Annotated in this window: 20 protein-coding genes; all 20 read right to left on the bottom strand. The window is 63.1% G+C overall.

Translation table 11 applies throughout. The annotated features are described in order from the left end of the window. Window positions 1-2: 2 nt before the first annotated feature. Window positions 3-599, bottom strand: a complete 597-nt coding sequence (locus EAY64_RS06160; RefSeq protein ID WP_103523907.1) for a pyocin knob domain-containing protein — start codon at window positions 597-599, stop codon at window positions 3-5. Beyond that, the gene (locus EAY64_RS06155; protein WP_103523906.1) at window positions 600-1,169 is read right to left on the bottom strand and encodes a YmfQ family protein; all 570 of its coding nucleotides are present in this window, start codon (window positions 1,167-1,169) and stop codon (window positions 600-602) included. Beyond that, entirely contained in the window at window positions 1,166-2,230 is a 1,065-nt protein-coding gene (locus EAY64_RS06150; protein ID WP_103523905.1) for a baseplate J/gp47 family protein, read from the bottom strand. Before EAY64_RS06150 ends, EAY64_RS06155 begins: the two co-directional genes overlap by 4 nt. Beyond that, window positions 2,230-2,583, bottom strand: coding sequence for a phage GP46 family protein (locus EAY64_RS06145; RefSeq protein WP_103523904.1), 354 nt, complete (start codon window positions 2,581-2,583; stop codon window positions 2,230-2,232). Before EAY64_RS06145 ends, EAY64_RS06150 begins: the two co-directional genes overlap by 1 nt. Window positions 2,584-2,653: 70 nt before the next feature. Continuing rightward, window positions 2,654-3,208: a YfbU family protein gene (locus EAY64_RS06140; protein WP_103523903.1), complete on the bottom strand. Its 555-nt coding sequence runs from the start codon at window positions 3,206-3,208 to the stop codon at window positions 2,654-2,656. A 126-nt stretch (window positions 3,209-3,334) separates the two neighbouring features. Beyond that, window positions 3,335-3,589: a hypothetical protein gene (locus tag EAY64_RS06135; protein ID WP_103523902.1), complete on the bottom strand. Its 255-nt coding sequence runs from the start codon at window positions 3,587-3,589 to the stop codon at window positions 3,335-3,337. Window positions 3,590-3,663: 74 nt separating this feature from the next. Next, on the bottom strand, window positions 3,664-4,275 hold the full coding sequence (locus EAY64_RS06130; RefSeq protein ID WP_103523901.1) for a phage baseplate assembly protein V: 612 nt from the start codon (window positions 4,273-4,275) through the stop codon (window positions 3,664-3,666). After that, window positions 4,272-5,420 carry a phage baseplate assembly protein gene (locus tag EAY64_RS06125; RefSeq protein WP_199734394.1) on the bottom strand — a complete coding sequence of 383 codons (1,149 nt, stop codon included), beginning with the start codon at window positions 5,418-5,420 and terminating at the stop codon, window positions 4,272-4,274. The genes EAY64_RS06130 and EAY64_RS06125 overlap by 4 nt, the downstream gene beginning before the upstream one ends. Continuing rightward, window positions 5,404-6,675, bottom strand: coding sequence for a DNA circularization protein (locus EAY64_RS06120; RefSeq protein ID WP_158604621.1), 1,272 nt, complete (start codon window positions 6,673-6,675; stop codon window positions 5,404-5,406). The genes EAY64_RS06125 and EAY64_RS06120 overlap by 17 nt, the downstream gene beginning before the upstream one ends. After that, window positions 6,675-8,786 (bottom strand): phage tail tape measure protein, encoded by a 2,112-nt coding sequence (locus tag EAY64_RS06115; protein WP_103523899.1) that lies wholly within the window; start codon window positions 8,784-8,786, stop codon window positions 6,675-6,677. The genes EAY64_RS06120 and EAY64_RS06115 overlap by 1 nt, the downstream gene beginning before the upstream one ends. Before the next feature lie 112 nt (window positions 8,787-8,898). Continuing rightward, window positions 8,899-9,276: a hypothetical protein gene (locus EAY64_RS06110; RefSeq protein ID WP_147456192.1), complete on the bottom strand. Its 378-nt coding sequence runs from the start codon at window positions 9,274-9,276 to the stop codon at window positions 8,899-8,901. A 2-nt stretch (window positions 9,277-9,278) separates the two neighbouring features. Further along, window positions 9,279-9,650, bottom strand: coding sequence for a phage tail protein (locus EAY64_RS06105; protein WP_103523897.1), 372 nt, complete (start codon window positions 9,648-9,650; stop codon window positions 9,279-9,281). A 143-nt stretch (window positions 9,651-9,793) separates the two neighbouring features. Further along, complete coding sequence (locus EAY64_RS06100) at window positions 9,794-11,218, bottom strand: phage tail sheath subtilisin-like domain-containing protein (protein WP_103523896.1); 1,425 nt, start codon at window positions 11,216-11,218, stop codon at window positions 9,794-9,796. Then, the gene (locus EAY64_RS20570) at window positions 11,218-11,478 is read right to left on the bottom strand and encodes a DUF2635 domain-containing protein (protein WP_226034148.1); all 261 of its coding nucleotides are present in this window, start codon (window positions 11,476-11,478) and stop codon (window positions 11,218-11,220) included. Before EAY64_RS20570 ends, EAY64_RS06100 begins: the two co-directional genes overlap by 1 nt. Next, entirely contained in the window at window positions 11,475-12,140 is a 666-nt protein-coding gene (locus tag EAY64_RS06090; protein ID WP_103523895.1) for a DUF1834 family protein, read from the bottom strand. Before EAY64_RS06090 ends, EAY64_RS20570 begins: the two co-directional genes overlap by 4 nt. Then, window positions 12,140-12,559: a gp436 family protein gene (locus EAY64_RS06085; RefSeq protein WP_103523894.1), complete on the bottom strand. Its 420-nt coding sequence runs from the start codon at window positions 12,557-12,559 to the stop codon at window positions 12,140-12,142. The genes EAY64_RS06090 and EAY64_RS06085 overlap by 1 nt, the downstream gene beginning before the upstream one ends. After that, window positions 12,559-12,825 (bottom strand): HI1506-related protein, encoded by a 267-nt coding sequence (locus EAY64_RS06080; RefSeq protein WP_147456191.1) that lies wholly within the window; start codon window positions 12,823-12,825, stop codon window positions 12,559-12,561. Before EAY64_RS06080 ends, EAY64_RS06085 begins: the two co-directional genes overlap by 1 nt. A gap of 13 nt (window positions 12,826-12,838) precedes the next feature. Then, the gene (locus EAY64_RS06075; RefSeq protein ID WP_103523892.1) at window positions 12,839-13,747 is read right to left on the bottom strand and encodes a Mu-like prophage major head subunit gpT family protein; all 909 of its coding nucleotides are present in this window, start codon (window positions 13,745-13,747) and stop codon (window positions 12,839-12,841) included. 10 nt (window positions 13,748-13,757) lie between these two features. Continuing rightward, window positions 13,758-14,162 (bottom strand): hypothetical protein, encoded by a 405-nt coding sequence (locus EAY64_RS06070; RefSeq protein WP_103523891.1) that lies wholly within the window; start codon window positions 14,160-14,162, stop codon window positions 13,758-13,760. Between the two features lie 4 nt (window positions 14,163-14,166). Continuing rightward, window positions 14,167-15,234 carry a phage protease gene (locus tag EAY64_RS06065; RefSeq protein WP_103523890.1) on the bottom strand — a complete coding sequence of 356 codons (1,068 nt, stop codon included), beginning with the start codon at window positions 15,232-15,234 and terminating at the stop codon, window positions 14,167-14,169. Window positions 15,235-15,263: the final 29 nt, after the last annotated feature.

Below are 15,263 nucleotides of genomic sequence, written 5' to 3'. Positions count from 1 at the left end.
CCTCAGTACTGGAAAGTCATGCGTTGGTTTAAGCGGGTGTCCCACTGGCCGGGGAGTTCGACCAGCGCCGTGCTGGCATTCCAGCTGGACCAGGCATCGCGGTACTTGACCCGCCACCACAGCCGTTTGCCCTGGTAATCCTGGAATTGCTGGTAGCACATCAAGCCAGCACTGAAGACAAACAGCATGCCAGCATAGGGGGTCGGGTAATTGCTGCCACTCTCCGCCGCCGCATTATTGGACTGATGATAAAGGCCGGTTTCACTGATGCTGTTCAAGTCCACCTTGTCAGCTAGTCCCGGTTTGAGTGCTAGTGCGTCCCCAATCCCATACCCCGCCAGCGTGGTGGGGGTTTTGCTGATGTCTGTCCAGAGATGGCCATGCTTGAGTGGCGCGGCGGCATCGCTCACCAGCTTGGCGATGGCTTGCAGTAGCTGGTTGGTTTTGCCAGCATCCAGCTTGATGCCGGCCGCCTCGATCACGCTCACCAGCTCGCCCTGCATGGCATTCAGCCAGGCGGCGGTGACGATGGTGCCCAGCGCGCCGGTTGACGGGTCGCCATCGTGAAACAGGCTGTCCGGGGTGTTGATCTTGTGCATTCAGCCCTCCTGATAGGCGAAGTAGACAAAGGTGTGCGCCGGTTTCAGCTCGCGGAACACGGTTTCAAGCACCGGGTCGCCAAAGCTGGTGAGCGCCTCGCTGGCAGCGGACTGGCCAGCACGGAAACGCCAGGCCTGCACCTGGGCGGCATGCACCACCACCTGCCACACCCAGATAATGTCGGCCACCTGCAGCATGTCGCCGGCGCGGTTGATGCCGGCACGAAAAGGCTGCGGTTCGACAATGTCGATGCGGTAACCCAGGCTGCTGGCCAGTCGCTGAAAGTAAGGAATACTCAGCCCCCCGGTAGCCGCCAGCTTGGCCAGCACCGCCTGCAGCCGCTGCTGGTAGCCGGCACCGCTGGGCGGGGTGAGCGCACACACTCGCTCCCAGTCCGGCAGGGTGTATTCGGCAAAGAAGGGGGAGATGGCGGCAGCAGCCTGCAGGCCATCGCGCTCGGCCACATCGAGCGCCCGGCCCTCGGCCTGCAGCTCGATCTGCAAGGGCTGGGCATTGCGTGCATAGGATTGCGGTGGCAGCAGCAGTGCCAATAGTGTGGCGTGGCTCATGGCATGGCCTTGATGTCGAGTCGGCCCAGGCGCAGCCATTCCACCCGCTGTTCATTCACCAGCGGCTGCACATTGGCGGCCGGTAGCACGATGCGCCGGTCCACCACGCCGGGCAGGCTGGAAGCCAGCGTTTCCAGCTGGCTGCGGATCAGCAGCTGGCCGGGGGCCAACTGGTCGAAACGGGTGTGCAGCTGCGGTGTCAGCTGTAGTCGGGCTTGTTCCAGCGTCAGGCCGGACAGCGACAGCAACAGCTCCACATCCACCAGTCGCACCGCAGGTGCAGCGACCAGGCTGTGCCTGGCAGTGACCGGGCGCAGCGCGTCGATATGCGCCTGTGCGGCGGCCAGCGTCGCCACCGATGGCAGGCCACCGGCCGAGGTGATGATGATGTCCACCGTGCCCAGTCCGCGCCGTAGCGGGTAGACATAAGCTGCCGACACGCCCGGCACTTCCAATGCCCAGCGGCGGTAGTCATGCACATTGCCGCCAGCGGGTGGACGGCGGATCAGATCCAGCAGCCGCGCCAGCAGCTCGGCATCGCTTTCTTCCTCCACCCCACCGCGCATCTCCACCAGTTGACCTGCCGACTGCATGCCTGGCGGTGGGGCCAGCAGCTCCAGCCGGGCATCGTCCGGCGCATTGCCAGCAAATCCTGCCAGTGCTGCACTGGCGGCCACTGTCGCTGTGCCATCTGCACCGATCAGCCCGGCCTCGCGGCTGACATACAGCTGGTCGGTCCACTTGCCCTGTATTCCGGCAGCGATGGGGCTGCCAGGATTACCACGCAACAGCATGCGGCCGCTGGCGGCCACGGCCGGCTTGGGCTCCAGACCACGCAGTCGGGCATGCAACAGCAAATAATCATGATCGGCGGTGTCGGGGAAAATCTGCCGCACCATCCACGCCTGGTGCTGGTACAGGCCTTCTACCGCGCTGGCTACCGAGGTGGCGCGGATGAAGTAGTCCGAGTCCGGGCCTGTATCGGCTTCGGGCAGCAGGTTGCGGATGTCGCGCAGCATGTCGGCGCGAATCTGCGCCATGGTGAGCAAGGGATAAGCCATCAGCCGGCCACCCGCACTGGATAGCGGAAGGTCTGTAGTGTGCCGCTGGCCGCGGTGACGGTAATCAACAGCACCAGCCAGCCGGGCCGGGGCCGCTGGCTCTCTACCGAAATACGGCTGGCACGGCCATCCTGCAGCAAGGGAGCCAGAGCCTGCTCGGCATACTGCCGCGCCAGCGCGTCGATACGGCTGAGGTCTTTGGCGCGTTGCAGCTCATGCAGGCGTGAGCCAAGCGAGGGGTCTGCCCACCAACTGCCCAGCGGCGTGGCCAGGCGCAGATAAACGGCATTGGCCAGGGTGCTGGTGCGGCTGCCGGCATAGCTGGCGGTGTGAGGGTCGAGTAAAGCGTCCATGCCCCGATTGTCGGGGCATGGTGGGGGATGGGATTAGCTGAGGGGGTTCAGTGGGTAACCGTTTATTCGATTATTTACGCGCTGTTGGGTGTTTTCTAGCTTCAGCAATATCACGAATTTGCTCAAAGCTCATTGGATAAAGTGGCTCTCCCAACTCTTCCCATTTGGCTAATTGTCTTTGATAAATGCTCACCATGGGTGCATGCGAATTTAGTCCCATTTTTCCATCAAGAATGGTGAAAAATCTATTGTGCTTTGCAAGTGCGTCTACAAATCCAAGAAGCTCGGTCTCATGATTTCCGTCAAAACCATCAAATGAGATCCCTTTTGCATAGATTTCAGCCTGCTGTGCTTTATCAAGCTCATCGTAACTAGCTTTTAGTGTGGAGAACAGATCTAAGGTGTTTAATACAAAGCTTTCATCATCTTTGTCTAGGACGTTGGAAAGTACTGCATCAAAAAAACCATCATAGAAAAAGCTGTAGCCATCTCGAAGGTCATTCGATAGCTCTGAATATTCTTTCCCATCTCCATGCTTATTAAGCACTTCAAGTTCGGCAAGAATTTGGTACTGATTAGCTAGGATCAGTCGCTCGGCATCAGTAATTTTCAGGGAATTTTTCATTGACAAAACCTCTATTCACATAGTCACCCTATCATTGGGATGATTTTGTATCCTTCAAGCATAAACAATGATATTTTGACTACAATTTTGCATATTAAGAAATGCCTGAGCTACGTGGCACTATCACTACTGACTCGATAGGTATCGTTTTGCCTCCTTACGCAGCTCCTCCAAGTTTGCTTGTAGTCTGTCTATCACAGCATCAACTTGCAGGGCATTACTGATATAGCCGTCACCTCCGAGAATCTGTCTTTCTTGATAGTCATAGCCACATGATTGAAGGGCAATGCTTACGGTATTTGTCATGCTGTCTAGCGTATGGCTCTTGGCTGCGCGCATATCTTGGGCAGTGTGACGGACAAGAACGAATGTTTTGGTCATGTTGTACTCCTGGAGGAAAGAGGTTTCAGTCTGACCTGTCTTGTCTCACCGAAACAGGGGGGGGAAATGTACAACTAGCCTCCATCTACCGGCATGCCGTTGTTGGTATGCCTCCTCAAACTCACCCCTCTCGCCACCACATCGCCATCCGTCTGGTAGCAGCCTCCCTCCTGCCGCACATCCCCGCTGAACACCGCGCCATCGCCCCCCTGTATGGCCATGCCGCCTTGCCCGCTTAGCTGCTGGCGTACCAACACCTGGCCGGTAAATTCGGCCTGTGGGCTGTCAAAGCGCATGCCTTCCGTGGCGGTGAGGGTAAAGGTTTTGGTGCTGCCTTCGATCTTGCCGTCTTTAAACACAAAGGTATCGCCGAAAGCGTTAAACACGGCTGTTTCGCCGGGGGCCAGGCCCTGTACGCGGAACTGGCCGTTTTCGGTGGCGATGATGATGCCGTGGCTGGTTTTGCCACCCAGCGGCAGCACGATGACGGCGGTACCGGGCGGCGGGTTGCTGCTAAAGCCAAACTGCTGGAACAGCTCCAGGTCGGGCAAAGGCTCGTCGGCCAAGCCCTCCACCTGGGCCAGCTGGCTGCCGGCTCCGTTGCTGGTGAGGCCCAGCACACCCCGGAAGGCCTGGCGGATGCCGGCCAGGGCGCGGCTGATGCGGCGGTCGATGTCCGGAGTCATGGCTTGCCTTTGCTTGAATTGGGCGGGCCAACATCCACCGCCACCAGGGTTGTGCTGGCGCTGCTGTTCTTGCCCTTGCGATGGCTGCGCTGGTGAGGATGGGCATCCAGCACCCAGGCCCCGTCTTCTTTCAGGGTGAGCAGGGTGTGGCTGGGGCGGCCACGGCCGCCGCTGAAGCGCCGCGCCATCAGGAAGTAAATGCCGTTGATGTCGTGCGGCTCGCTCAATACATGCAGGCGCTGGCCCGGCGTCCACAACAGGCCGTCGCTGCTGCGGTGGCCTTTTACTGTGGCTTGTAGCGTCAGCCCCTGCAGGCGCGAGTCAGACAGCAGCTTGCGTGCCCGGGCACGGGCGGCGGCCAGGCTGTCGGCATCGTGGTCGATGACGATGCGTGGCCGGTAAACACTGACGCTGCTGTCACGCTCCACCACCTTGATGGCATGGCGACCGGCCTGCAGCGCACTGCCGTGTGACTGGCCCAGTACGGTGACGTCCGAATAACGCCCGGCCATGCTGCGCACCCGGTGCAGGCGCTCAACATTATTGCCCTGGCCATCGCGGCGCAGGATCAGGCTGGCCACTGGGGGCCGCTGGTAGTCCGGCCCTCCGATCACCAGCGTGCCATCCGGTTCAAACCACGGCCACAGGCCATTGGCTTCTGCCGCATTGCGTAGCGTGTCCCAGGCGCTGTCGCCGGGTTCAACACTGACTTTCTCGCGGGTGACGGTGCGGGCGGCGTCGATGCGGATCTTGTTCAAGCCCAGCGGCCGCACGACATCGGCGACGATTTCCGCCAGGGTGGCCTGGCGGCGGGTGAAGATGGGCGAGGAGCAATCCACCAGGATCGCCGCACCATCCCGGCCACGCAGGGTCAGCGTGTGCGCGCCGTGTTCTATCGGGTCCTCGATGTCGTCAATCTGCCCGGTCATCACCAGGTCGCGGCCGATGCGCAGTTGTACTGCCACACCTTCCTGCAGGGCTGGCGGCAGGCGGCCATCCGGCAGGCCCAGCTGCAGCTGCCAGGCATCGGCCGGGGTGAGCAGGTCGGAGTCGATCTCGTAGCTGCTCCAGCTTTGATGGACTTTGCCAGCCAGCAGCAGGCTGACGATGTGGTCGGCAGGCACGGCGTTAGCGGGCGTAGGCATGGAGCAGGTCTCCGGCTTGCAGGTGGTTGGGGTTGCGCAGTGTGGGGTTGAGTCGGGCCAGCTCGGCGGCGCGGCGGTAATCGCCATACCAGGCAAAGGCCTGCAGATGCAGATTGCCGTCCTGTTCCACCCGGCGCTGGATCAGCGGCGGGGCCAATGCAATGACGGCGCGGGCGGCTTCCTGTACGGCCTGCGCAGTGTCTTTTAACGCCGCTATCACCGGGCGGGCCAGCTCCAGCGGGTAGGTCGCCTGATGGCTGTCGATGCTGGTTTGCAGCAGTTGGCGCACATCGTTGGCGATGGTTTCCAGCTGCGGCGGGGTGAGCGTGGGCTGTTCGGCCTGGTCGGCCAGCAGTTCACTGGCGGTGCTGGCCAGCGTGCTGGCGGCCACGGCTTGAACCAGGGCGGTGAGCTGGGCCACATCCTGCGGGTGTGGCGGCAGGGTCGGGGCCGGGATGGGCTGACCCTCAGCAACAGACGGAAAGTCACTGAGCGGATCTGCCGGCCGCGATAGCTGCACCGGCAGCAGCACGATGCGGTCCAGCTGCCTGGCGAGGCTGTTCCAGTCGCTGGCGATGGTGTCGGTATCGAAGCCGCGCAGATCCACCAGCCCATCCAGTAGCCCCACCAGCTCCGCCGCAAAGGCGCGTGGACTGTCCAGCAGGCTGGCCCCGGCCACCAGGCCATGCAGCTGGCTGCGCACGGCCGCCAGCGTGCCGGTCATCACCGTACCCAGCGCCTGCAAGGGTGCCAGATTAGCCTGCCATTGCTTGAGACCGGACAGCGCCTGGTCGAACACCGCAATGCCGGCCTGCCGTACCGTATCCGCCTGCAAAGCCAGGCTCTGCGCCTGCTGTGCCGGCAGCTGCTGCACAAAAAAAGGCTGGCTCGGCGTGGCTTCCTTGAAGGTCAGTTCTACCGTGCAGTAATCCACGTCCTCGGCCGAGTGGCGCACGACATGGCGCAGCAGCTGCATGCGCGCCATGCTGCCGAACACCGGGTGAATCAGCTCGCCATGGCCGGGTTCATCCAGCATGGCCAGAAAAGCCTGCAGGCGGCTGTCGTAATCATCGCCAAAAAACACCGCCGTCAGCCGCAGCTGGCGCGCCTTGCGTCCCAGGTCCTCCACATCCTCGCCATCCATATAGGGATAGGCATGGCTGGCGGTATCGCGCTCGGCCTCGTCCTCGGTCTGCAGGCAGTCGAACACCATTCCACGAAAGCTGGCGTCCAGCAGATTATCTTTCCAGGACATCAGTTTCTCCTCCATTCCAGCTTATTGGCCTGGTTAACAGCGGCCACGATATTGCCGTTCTGCACGTCCACCGTGACATGCAGCGGAATGGGCTGCTGGCTGGCCTGCTGTATCTTGTCGGCGGCCAGGTTAAAGCGGGTGGAGGAGTCCATGACAGATTGCAGCAGGGCCAGCGGTGGCGCTGGAGCCGGGGCGTTCACGCCGGCCTGTGGAATGGGTGCACCGGGGTCGGGCGCGTTGCGCTTGATGGGCTGAGCCGGAAACAGCTGTTCCCGCACGGCGGCAAACAGGGCTGGGGCTGGCAGATTAAAAGAGGCATTCCACCAGTCACCTTTTTTGACATCTTCGCGGCCCTGTTTTTCGTTGGTGTCTGGCACCATGGAAAACAGCGTTCCTCCCACCAGGCCGGCCAGACCCAGACGCCCCAGCCAGCCCTTACCGGCATTGCGAGCGATGGTGGCTCCACCACCGCCACCAGGCAGTCCAGGCATCCCGCCCTTGCCGATCAGCGCCAGCGGAATGGCGGCGGCTGCGGCGGCGGCCGCCAGGGCTGCAGTAGCCGTGCCGGCAGCAACCAGCGCAGCCGTCAGGCCGGGGTATTCCTGGGCGTACTCCACCAGCTTGCTGGCGGCGTCGCCCAGTGCACCGTTCAATCCTTCCATGGCTTTTTGCGTGGCAATGGCGCGCTCATTCGCCAGCTGCTCGGCCTTGAAAGCCGGGGTGTCGGCAATCAGCTGATAGTTGGCCTGACCCGTCCCTTTGGCATTAGGCAAGGCGGTTTCGATGTCCTGCATGTATTTGCGGTTGTTCATGATGGCCACCAGGGCCATCAGCGCCTGGCGGTCCTGGATCAGCTTGCCAATGGCCGAGCCCTGCAGGATGTCGCCCTGTGATTCCAGCAAGGCGCGGCGCTCGTCCTTGTTGTCGGTGCGCTTGAGTTTGTCCTGGATGGTCTGGTAGCGCTTGTCGCCGCCGATCACTTTTTCAGTCAGGCCAACAAAGCTGTCCAGCGAGTCCATGCCTTTTTCGCGGCCACGCGCCAGGGTGGCGGGCAGATCTATGCCTTGTTCACCTTTGCGCTTTTCGCGGAATGTCGTCGCGCTGATTTTGGCGGCATCGCGGGCGGTGTCCTGGCTGTTGATCTTGGTCAGCAGGTTCACCAGGTTGTTGCCGGCCTCATCCTTGCTGCCGGCGGTAATCACGGCAGCCTGGTTGGCCGCCAGTAGCTTGGCCATGCCCGGCATGCCGCTAATGCCGCTGAGCTTGGCGGCCGCCATTTGCTGCGGCAGCCATTTGGCCATGTCTTTCAGTTCAAAGCCGCCTTTCTGGCCGGCCATGATGGCTTGGTCTAGCAAGACAGGGACTTCTTGTGGCTTGATGCCCATGGTCTGCATGGCACGAATCGCGATATTGCCCAGCTCTTTGGGGTCGGCACCGGTGCCAGTGGCCATTTTTTGCAGGGTGGGCAACAAGCTGCTGGCCGTCTTGATATCCATGGCCCCGGAGGCAATCAGATTGTCCAGGGTGTCGGCGGCTTCTTCGCGGGTGCCACCTCCATGACGCACGGCGGTGTTGATGGTTTTATCCAGCTCGACCATGCCTTGCTTGCGGCCGGACAGATTGCGTTCGGCATAGGCGGTATTGGCCATCATCGCCAGGCGGCGCTCATAGCCCATGGTCTGTTTCACCGGGCCGGACAAGACCCGCGCACCGACGGCCACCCCTGCGGCTACCGCTGCCAAGCCCTTGGCCCCGCTAATCAGCTTGCTCTGCTGCCGTTCCACTCCGTGCATTTCCTGACGCAGCTTGCCCACCTTGTCGCGCATGGCGTCAAAAGCGCGGACCTGCTCACGGGCCGACAGCGTGCCACTGCGGCTCAGCCGCTGGTAGGCGGCTTCGGTCTGGGCGATTTCGCGCTGGATGGTGCGCTCGGCGCGGATGCCCAGGGTTTCGCGGGCACTGGCCATGCGCTGGCTTTCCCGCGACAGGCCCACCACCGCCCGTTCGGCGCGCTGGCTTTCCTGCCCGATGGTCTGCAAGGCGCGGCCCACGGTGCGCGACATGTCGTCGCGAGCCTTGAGCGTTAACGCCAGTTCCATGTTGCGGCTCATTTAACGGGTTTCCTGCGCAAGGAAGTAATGCGTTGCGTCTGCCCCCGGCTGCCGGGCTTGTGACCGTGCAGCCGGGCCAGTGCGGCCAGATAGCCGTCCAGCTGGGCTTGGCTCAGCTGGCGGATGGCAGATTCGCTGATGCCGTAGCGGCCGAGGGCAAGGACGGTGAGTCGGTAGCCGGCAAGCTGCTGCTCGGCCGCCTGCGCTTTTTTTTGAGCGCGTCACGGGCGGTGGCCAGGGTGTCGAAGTCGTCATCCACCAGCCGGCTGAGCAGCGCAAAATCCAGCTGCTCGGGCGGGATGTCGCCCAGGCTCACCAGGCAGCTGGCCATCATCGCGGTGTTGATGCGGATATTGGAAGCCACGCCGTGGTTCTCGATGGCGGCAATATTGTCACCGATGGTGGGCAGGCGCATGGCGAAGTCGTAATGCAGCTGACCAGAGCCTTCTGGCCACTCCACGCCGTACAGCAGTTGTCCGGGTTCAGTCATCATCATTCTTCTACCTTGCGTAGTGCCTGCAGCTTGATGTCGCGGCGGGCTTCGTTATCAACACTGTATTTTTCGCCCACTTCGGTACTGAAGCAGTCCAGGTAACTGGTGCGCTTGCCGCCCGGGCTGAGCGGGTAGATGGTGAGTTTTTCGCCCTCGATGCCGTCCCAGTCCAGATCCCCGGACAGCGGGATTGCCACGGTGGCAGCCAGGTCGAATTCGGCAATGCCCTTGGCAAAGCCCTTGGCGCGGCCGGTCTTGTTCATGGTTTTCACCAGCTTGCGGCCGGTCTTGCCGGTGACGGACAGGTCGATGACTTCCACTTCCTGGCCATTCACTTCCAGCACGATGGCCCCGGCGTATTCTTCGAGCATGGTGTGCTCCTGGTGGTGGCAGCGGCCTCAGGACTCGCTACCTTGGTTAAACAGGTAAAAACGTTGTCACCAGGCGCGCTGCCGCAGACAGTACAAGGAGTACGGCAAGGCAGCGCAACGCCGTGACAACGCTTTTACGGCGGCTACAGCAGCAAGTCGATGCGGCCGGCGATCACATGCAAACCATTCACCACATCGGCCGGAATCTTGACGCACAGCCAGCCCACGTTCTGCAGGTCGCGCTCCACCAGTACGCCGTCCTTGTTGGCATCGACAGCTTCCAGGATTTCCAGCTCCTCCAGCTTGTAGAGCACATCCAGGATTTCGCTGCGTACTTTGTCCGGGGTGCGGGCCGACAGCTTGTCGCGGGGAAAGCGCAAACTGACCCGCTCACGGCAGGCGCGGCGCACATAATCCAGCGTGCGCATGGTGGTGATGTCCAGCAGGGATTCGTCTTCCACGCCTTGCGGGTCGCGGGTGTAGCTGCTGACGGCGCGCACAATCTGCACCCGGCCACCGGGGCCGACTTCCAGCGGGGTCAGGCCGTTGTACAGGGCGTTCTCCTGCTCGGTGCGCATGGTCTGGTCGGCAATGGCCGGTACATCCAGCCCCTTGATTTCCAGGGTGTTGAGCGGGCGGGCCGGATCTTCCTCGCTGGCCAGTACGGCGGCGTAGCCGGCAGCAATCTCGCAAGGCAGCTTGTTCGACCCTCGGTGCCAGGCCATGCTGATGCGGCCGCTATTGCTCTGTGCCATCAGTGCGGTGCCGGTGGCAAGGCTGCCCGGCCAGCCGGCAGTGGCAATGGCACCGCGCTGTTCCATGGCCCCGGAGACAAACTCAAGATGCTGGCGCAGCTGTTGCAGCGGCTCGGCCTCGGGCGTGGGGCAGGCAATGATGTGATGGCCAGCGGCCACCACAGCGGCCGTTGCCGGACGCAGGTCCGGGTCGATGCTGCCGCCACTCAGGCTGGCATCGCTGACGACCGTCAGCCCCTTGGCAGTGCTGCTGGCGCGCAGCTTGATCCAGTTGCCCTGGCTCCCTTTGTTACGGGCGGTGAGGTTGAGGACGGGGGCCGCGAGGCTGGCCTGCAGCGGCAAATCGGCATGGCGTGTCAGCGCGGTGTGCAGCGCACTGGCCACGATGGCTGCCGTGTCACCAGCGGCAATGGCCACATCCACCCGCTGCGTGCCTACCCACAGGCTGAGCACACCATTACTGTCGGCCTTGCCGGCCAGGGTGAGCTTGCCAGTGGCGGCAAGGCCAGCGGCGGCATCGTCCACGCTGATGACGGTGAGTTGCAGATAGGGATTGGCCGTAATGGCTGCCCGGGCCATCAGGTGGACCTGGCTGCCACGGCCAAACAGCTGGGCGGCCTGCTCGTCGCTGAATACCTCCACCGCCTGCAAGGCAGCCTGGCTACCTGCAGCCAGGCGCTGGCCAATCACCAGCACCCGCTGCGGATTGCCCGGCAGGGTGCGTACCGCCAGCCGGGTGTTGAATTCAAAATACTTGCCCGGCTTGCGCGTACTGGCCGGGATGGTAGCGAAGCTGATATTGCGGCTGGCCATCATGCTGCTCCTTTCTTGCTGCTGGCGGTCTTTTTGACACCGACTGCTGCCTGCTCGGCACTGTCGTCGGGCAAGTCATCCGGCGCAGCGGGGCTGATGTCGTCGGCCAGGTCTGCAGCGACTTCCAGCAAGTCGCCATCGGCCAGCTGGCGCATGTAATAGGCGCTGGGCTCTACGGTCACGGCTTCGCTGTCGCTGATGTAGCTGCGCGGCTGGTCTTCCTTCGGCACTTGCAGGCCGGGGGCGGCAATCACTTTCATGGGGTACTCCTGAGGATGTCCTGGGCGTCGGCCTGGCCATCGTCCGGGGCCAGGTGGTAGTTGAGACCGATGCCCAGCAAGGGTGGGTCGGCCTCGCCGGTCTGGCCCCGCGCCAGACTGAACACGGCGTCGGGGTTGCTGGCATCGATGCTGCCGAGTGCATCCGGCGCGGGCGGCGTTGGCCATTGGCCCAGCGGCAAGGCTTGCTCCAGCCAGCTGCAGGCAAATTCGCAGGCAAACACGCTGAAGGCCTGGTCGGCCAGACGGGTGTTAAACAGGGTGCGTACCTTGCCCGGCGTTAACGGGCTGATGGCCAGGCCCAGATCCTGTTCGGTTAACAGACGGCGCACGGCGCGCACCAGGGCATAGCTGCCGACCTCACCAGGGCCGGGGCCGCCCTGACGGCCCGCCAGGTGACTGCGCAGCGAGCGTTCGCCCACCATCACCACATACTGGCCCTGCACCCGGTATTGCTGACGGCTGGTGCTGCGCGGCTTGCTGTCGACAATGCCGCCAAAGGTGACCCATGCCGCTGGAAAGCGGCGGATGGCCTCGGGAAGGTCGTCGTCCAGCTCGCCGCTATAGCTGCCCACCTCGCGTACCAGCTGACCCAGGCCCAGCTGCAGGCGCTGGATGATGGCGTTTTCGATCAAGGCAATCATCAGTAGCCTCCGGCATCACGGGCAAACACGCGGCTGCCCGGCTGGAACTGCACGGTGTTGTCGGTGGCCGCTACGCCACCATGCGGCATGCCACCCAGCGTGACCTTGCCGGCCGCCGCCAGGGTGAGAAAGCGGATGGCGTCCTGATAGCGTTCGCGGATCAGCTCGGTTTGCAAGGTTTCGCTGCCGCATAGCCGATAGCGGGCAATGTCGCAGCAATAGCCGCTGATGATGCGCGGCGGCCCGGCCAGCGGGACGGCATAGCGGGCGGCCAGATAGCCGTCGATCTCCGCCGAGGCGTCCACCAGCGCCGCCTGCAGCACGTCCGCGTCGATCACGCCATGCAGGCTGCGGTCGGTCAGTGCCACCACTTCGCGCATGCTAAACCGCGCCACCATGTCATCTTGCGTGGCGTACATCAGGCGGCCCCCTTGGTTTTGCTGCTGGTCTTGGCCGGTGGCTTGGCGGTGTCGGCAGGCGGGTCGGTTTCTTCCTTCACCTGCTCGTCCTCGCCGGTTGGCGCTGCTACCGGGTTGGGCAGCACTTCCACCAGCAGCAGCCGTTCGGCCTGCAGCTCCTGCAGCTGTTCCTGGGAGAAGGTGTCGTCCGGGTGTTCGGTGGGGGTGGCGCTGTGTGCCATGCCGGCACGGCGGAAACCGTCGGCCAATGCGGTGATGCGGATCATGTTGTGCTCCTCCTTATGCAGCAGTGCCATCAGAGCCATAGGCCAACTGCCAAAAGCCATAACCCCCGGCCGCACGTGCCTCCGCCCCGAACTTGTAACGCTTGCGCATGAACACGTCGTCGGCCTGCGGGTCGGTTTGCTGCACGAACTCCGGCTTCTTGCGCTCCTGGTAGACAAAGGGCTTCACCGGCTTGCTGGTATCCAGCAGGAACCAGGCGGTGTCGGAATTCAGCCACGGTGCGACCACGACTTTTGCCGTGCCCTTGTACGGGTTGGCCTTGCCATCCTCCAGCCGCTCCACCGTCATCAGCGCGTTGGCTTCGTCCTCCAGCGCCGGGCCCACCAGCAGCACATTGGGGGTGATGTTGAGGGGGCGGCCTTCCTCGTCACGGAATTTGCGCATGGCGGTGCGGGCGGCACCGTAGCTGTTACGGGCAGCCACCACACTGGCGGCTGACAGCCGGGCACTGCCACGGTTGGATACCGACTTGCCATTGACGGGGTGGTCACGGTCAAAGAAATACTGACCGTCGTAGCAGCGGCTGCTAAAGCCCAGGTTCGCCAGCTCGAACACGATTTCATCCGGCAGTTGCTTGGCGGAGAAACCGGCCATCTCGGCCTGCGGCTTGTAGATGCCCAGCTGGTCGTCCTCGATGTCGTTACGGTCCACCTCGACTGTGGCTTCCCAGTCGTCGTTGACGATGGTGTATTTGGACGCTTCCAGCGCCTTCACCGCCTTGTCACCGATCCACTTTTTCATGCGCGGAAAACGGCTGAGCCAGGCGTAATCGTTCTGGCGGGCGCTGGACGGCACCAGCATGGCCACCTCCTGCCACTGGCTGGGGGCAGCGTCAAAAGCGTTGTTGAAGATGGTCTTCAGGTTGAGAAAGATAGTCTTGAGGTTGTTGGCATTGATCAGCATGAAGTGCTCCTTACATCTGTACCCAGACGCCGTCCGGGTCGATCTGGATGATGGTGCCGGCCAGCGGCAACTGGCCGTTCAAACTCCCCAGGCGCACCGTCTGGTTGTCCTGCACATAGCAGGGGCGGCACAGGGCGGTGGCGGTGATGGGGTCGTTAGGGCTGTTGTCCCACTTGAAAGCCTTGCCACGGCGCACCAACACAAACTCGCTGCCGGCAGCGCCGCTGTTTTGCTTGCTTTCCTCCGCCCGGCCTACCGCCACCATGCTGGAGTTGGCCACGCCATAGGCCATGCCATCACCGTTGGAAACCATGACGATGGTGCCGGCCGGGATGGTGACGCCCGCTGCCATTGGCAGCCGTAGCAACTTGCCATCCATCATCGGGGTGTTGCGGTCCTTGCTGGTCTGGGCCATGGGCTTAGTCCTTCAGTGCGGCCGGATCAAGGCCGAACTGCTGGCAAATGGCCAGCGTGTCGGCATCCGGAGTGGTGGGCGTGGTGACAGCTGGCGGCTGGCCGCCGGTCTGGGTGCCGGACAGCGCGGCAATGCGTGGCGCGGTGGCCAGGTAGCTGGTGAGCGCAGCCAGATTGCTGCCAGCCAGCTCACGCGCCCAGGCTTCCTGCGCCGGCAACAGCCGGCCATCGGCCAGCGCAGCACTAATCAGCTGCTCTTGCGTGCCGCTTTGCAGCTGGGCGCTGAGCGTGGCCACCTGCTGTTGCAGGGCGCGCATGGTGTCAATCGGCACAAAGCGCGCCGGATCAGCCTGATTGGCGCTGAGCGCGGCAAGCTGCGTCTGCTGGCTGGCCAGCAACTGGCGCAGGTCCACGCTGGCGGCAGCCTGGCCTTTGCCGTCTGACAATTGGCCAATCAGCGCCGACAAGGCCGCCTGCGCCGCTGCCTGGTCGGCCTCGGCCGGCAGGCTTAGCAGCCAGCGCAGCTGCGCCAGCAGTTCGGTGATATCCATGGAGGTCTCCGTAGCGGGAGTGGGGAAAAGCGAGCCGGCCAGACGTGATAGGGCCGCCAGTTGCAGCTCCGGCAGTTCGTCCAGCGCGGGGTTGTTGGTGAGGGCGACATGAAGCAGGGCGATGACATTGCCCGCCTTGTCGTAAGCGAATACCGGCGACAGATAGCGGTATTCCAGCGTGTCTATCATGGCGGCGGCGCGGGCCGTCCATTGCACATCGGTGGCGTACAAGCCGTCCTCGCGCCATTCCAGCGTGCCGAACCAGCCGGCAGCCGGCGCAGGTTGGCCATTGGCCTGGCTGTAAAGCGTCTGGTGCTCGTAATCAATGACAAAGCGCGTCTGCCGCTGGGCCGCTGCAATCACCAGTGCCGCAGCCAGCGCGGCATCCATCCGCCAGTAAGGGCATTCGGTGGGGCGACCATCGCGGGCACGGAAGGTCCCCGCCGGCAGCAGCTTGAGGGCTGTCTGTCCGGGGGTAAGGTCAACCGTCAGTGCGGCGATGCGGGGTGCAAGATGTGCCATGCCCCGCAGTGTGCGGGGCAGGGTGGGGG

The organism is Aquitalea palustris (genome assembly GCF_003693445.1).
Classification (GTDB): domain Bacteria; phylum Pseudomonadota; class Gammaproteobacteria; order Burkholderiales; family Chromobacteriaceae; genus Aquitalea; species Aquitalea palustris.
This window is presented reverse-complemented; position numbering and strand designations above follow the sequence as displayed.

What these genes read in the sequence shown, in the direction of transcription:
- EAY64_RS06100 (WP_103523896.1), bottom strand. Translation starts at nt 11,218, where the DNA reads ATGGCCAGCCGCAATATCAGCTTCGCTACCATCCCGGCCAGTACGCGC.
- EAY64_RS06150 (WP_103523905.1), bottom strand. Translation starts at nt 2,230, where the DNA reads ATGGCTTATCCCTTGCTCACCATGGCGCAGATTCGCGCCGACATGCTG.
- EAY64_RS06090 (WP_103523895.1), bottom strand. Translation starts at nt 12,140, where the DNA reads ATGATTGCCTTGATCGAAAACGCCATCATCCAGCGCCTGCAGCTGGGC.
- EAY64_RS06065 (WP_103523890.1), bottom strand. Translation starts at nt 15,234, where the DNA reads ATGGCACATCTTGCACCCCGCATCGCCGCACTGACGGTTGACCTTACC.
- EAY64_RS20570 (WP_226034148.1), bottom strand. Translation starts at nt 11,478, where the DNA reads ATGAAAGTGATTGCCGCCCCCGGCCTGCAAGTGCCGAAGGAAGACCAG.
- EAY64_RS06070 (WP_103523891.1), bottom strand. Translation starts at nt 14,162, where the DNA reads ATGGCCCAGACCAGCAAGGACCGCAACACCCCGATGATGGATGGCAAG.
- EAY64_RS06135 (WP_103523902.1), bottom strand. Translation starts at nt 3,589, where the DNA reads ATGACCAAAACATTCGTTCTTGTCCGTCACACTGCCCAAGATATGCGC.
- EAY64_RS06120 (WP_158604621.1), bottom strand. Translation starts at nt 6,675, where the DNA reads ATGTCCTGGAAAGATAATCTGCTGGACGCCAGCTTTCGTGGAATGGTG.
- EAY64_RS06145 (WP_103523904.1), bottom strand. Translation starts at nt 2,583, where the DNA reads ATGGACGCTTTACTCGACCCTCACACCGCCAGCTATGCCGGCAGCCGC.
- EAY64_RS06130 (WP_103523901.1), bottom strand. Translation starts at nt 4,275, where the DNA reads ATGACTCCGGACATCGACCGCCGCATCAGCCGCGCCCTGGCCGGCATC.
- EAY64_RS06115 (WP_103523899.1), bottom strand. Translation starts at nt 8,786, where the DNA reads ATGAGCCGCAACATGGAACTGGCGTTAACGCTCAAGGCTCGCGACGAC.
- EAY64_RS06125 (WP_199734394.1), bottom strand. Translation starts at nt 5,420, where the DNA reads ATGCCTACGCCCGCTAACGCCGTGCCTGCCGACCACATCGTCAGCCTG.
- EAY64_RS06105 (WP_103523897.1), bottom strand. Translation starts at nt 9,650, where the DNA reads ATGCTCGAAGAATACGCCGGGGCCATCGTGCTGGAAGTGAATGGCCAG.
- EAY64_RS06110 (WP_147456192.1), bottom strand. Translation starts at nt 9,276, where the DNA reads ATGACTGAACCCGGACAACTGCTGTACGGCGTGGAGTGGCCAGAAGGC.
- EAY64_RS06075 (WP_103523892.1), bottom strand. Translation starts at nt 13,747, where the DNA reads ATGCTGATCAATGCCAACAACCTCAAGACTATCTTTCTCAACCTGAAG.
- EAY64_RS06080 (WP_147456191.1), bottom strand. Translation starts at nt 12,825, where the DNA reads ATGATCCGCATCACCGCATTGGCCGACGGTTTCCGCCGTGCCGGCATG.
- EAY64_RS06155 (WP_103523906.1), bottom strand. Translation starts at nt 1,169, where the DNA reads ATGAGCCACGCCACACTATTGGCACTGCTGCTGCCACCGCAATCCTAT.
- EAY64_RS06160 (WP_103523907.1), bottom strand. Translation starts at nt 599, where the DNA reads ATGCACAAGATCAACACCCCGGACAGCCTGTTTCACGATGGCGACCCG.
- EAY64_RS06085 (WP_103523894.1), bottom strand. Translation starts at nt 12,559, where the DNA reads ATGTACGCCACGCAAGATGACATGGTGGCGCGGTTTAGCATGCGCGAA.
- EAY64_RS06140 (WP_103523903.1), bottom strand. Translation starts at nt 3,208, where the DNA reads ATGAAAAATTCCCTGAAAATTACTGATGCCGAGCGACTGATCCTAGCT.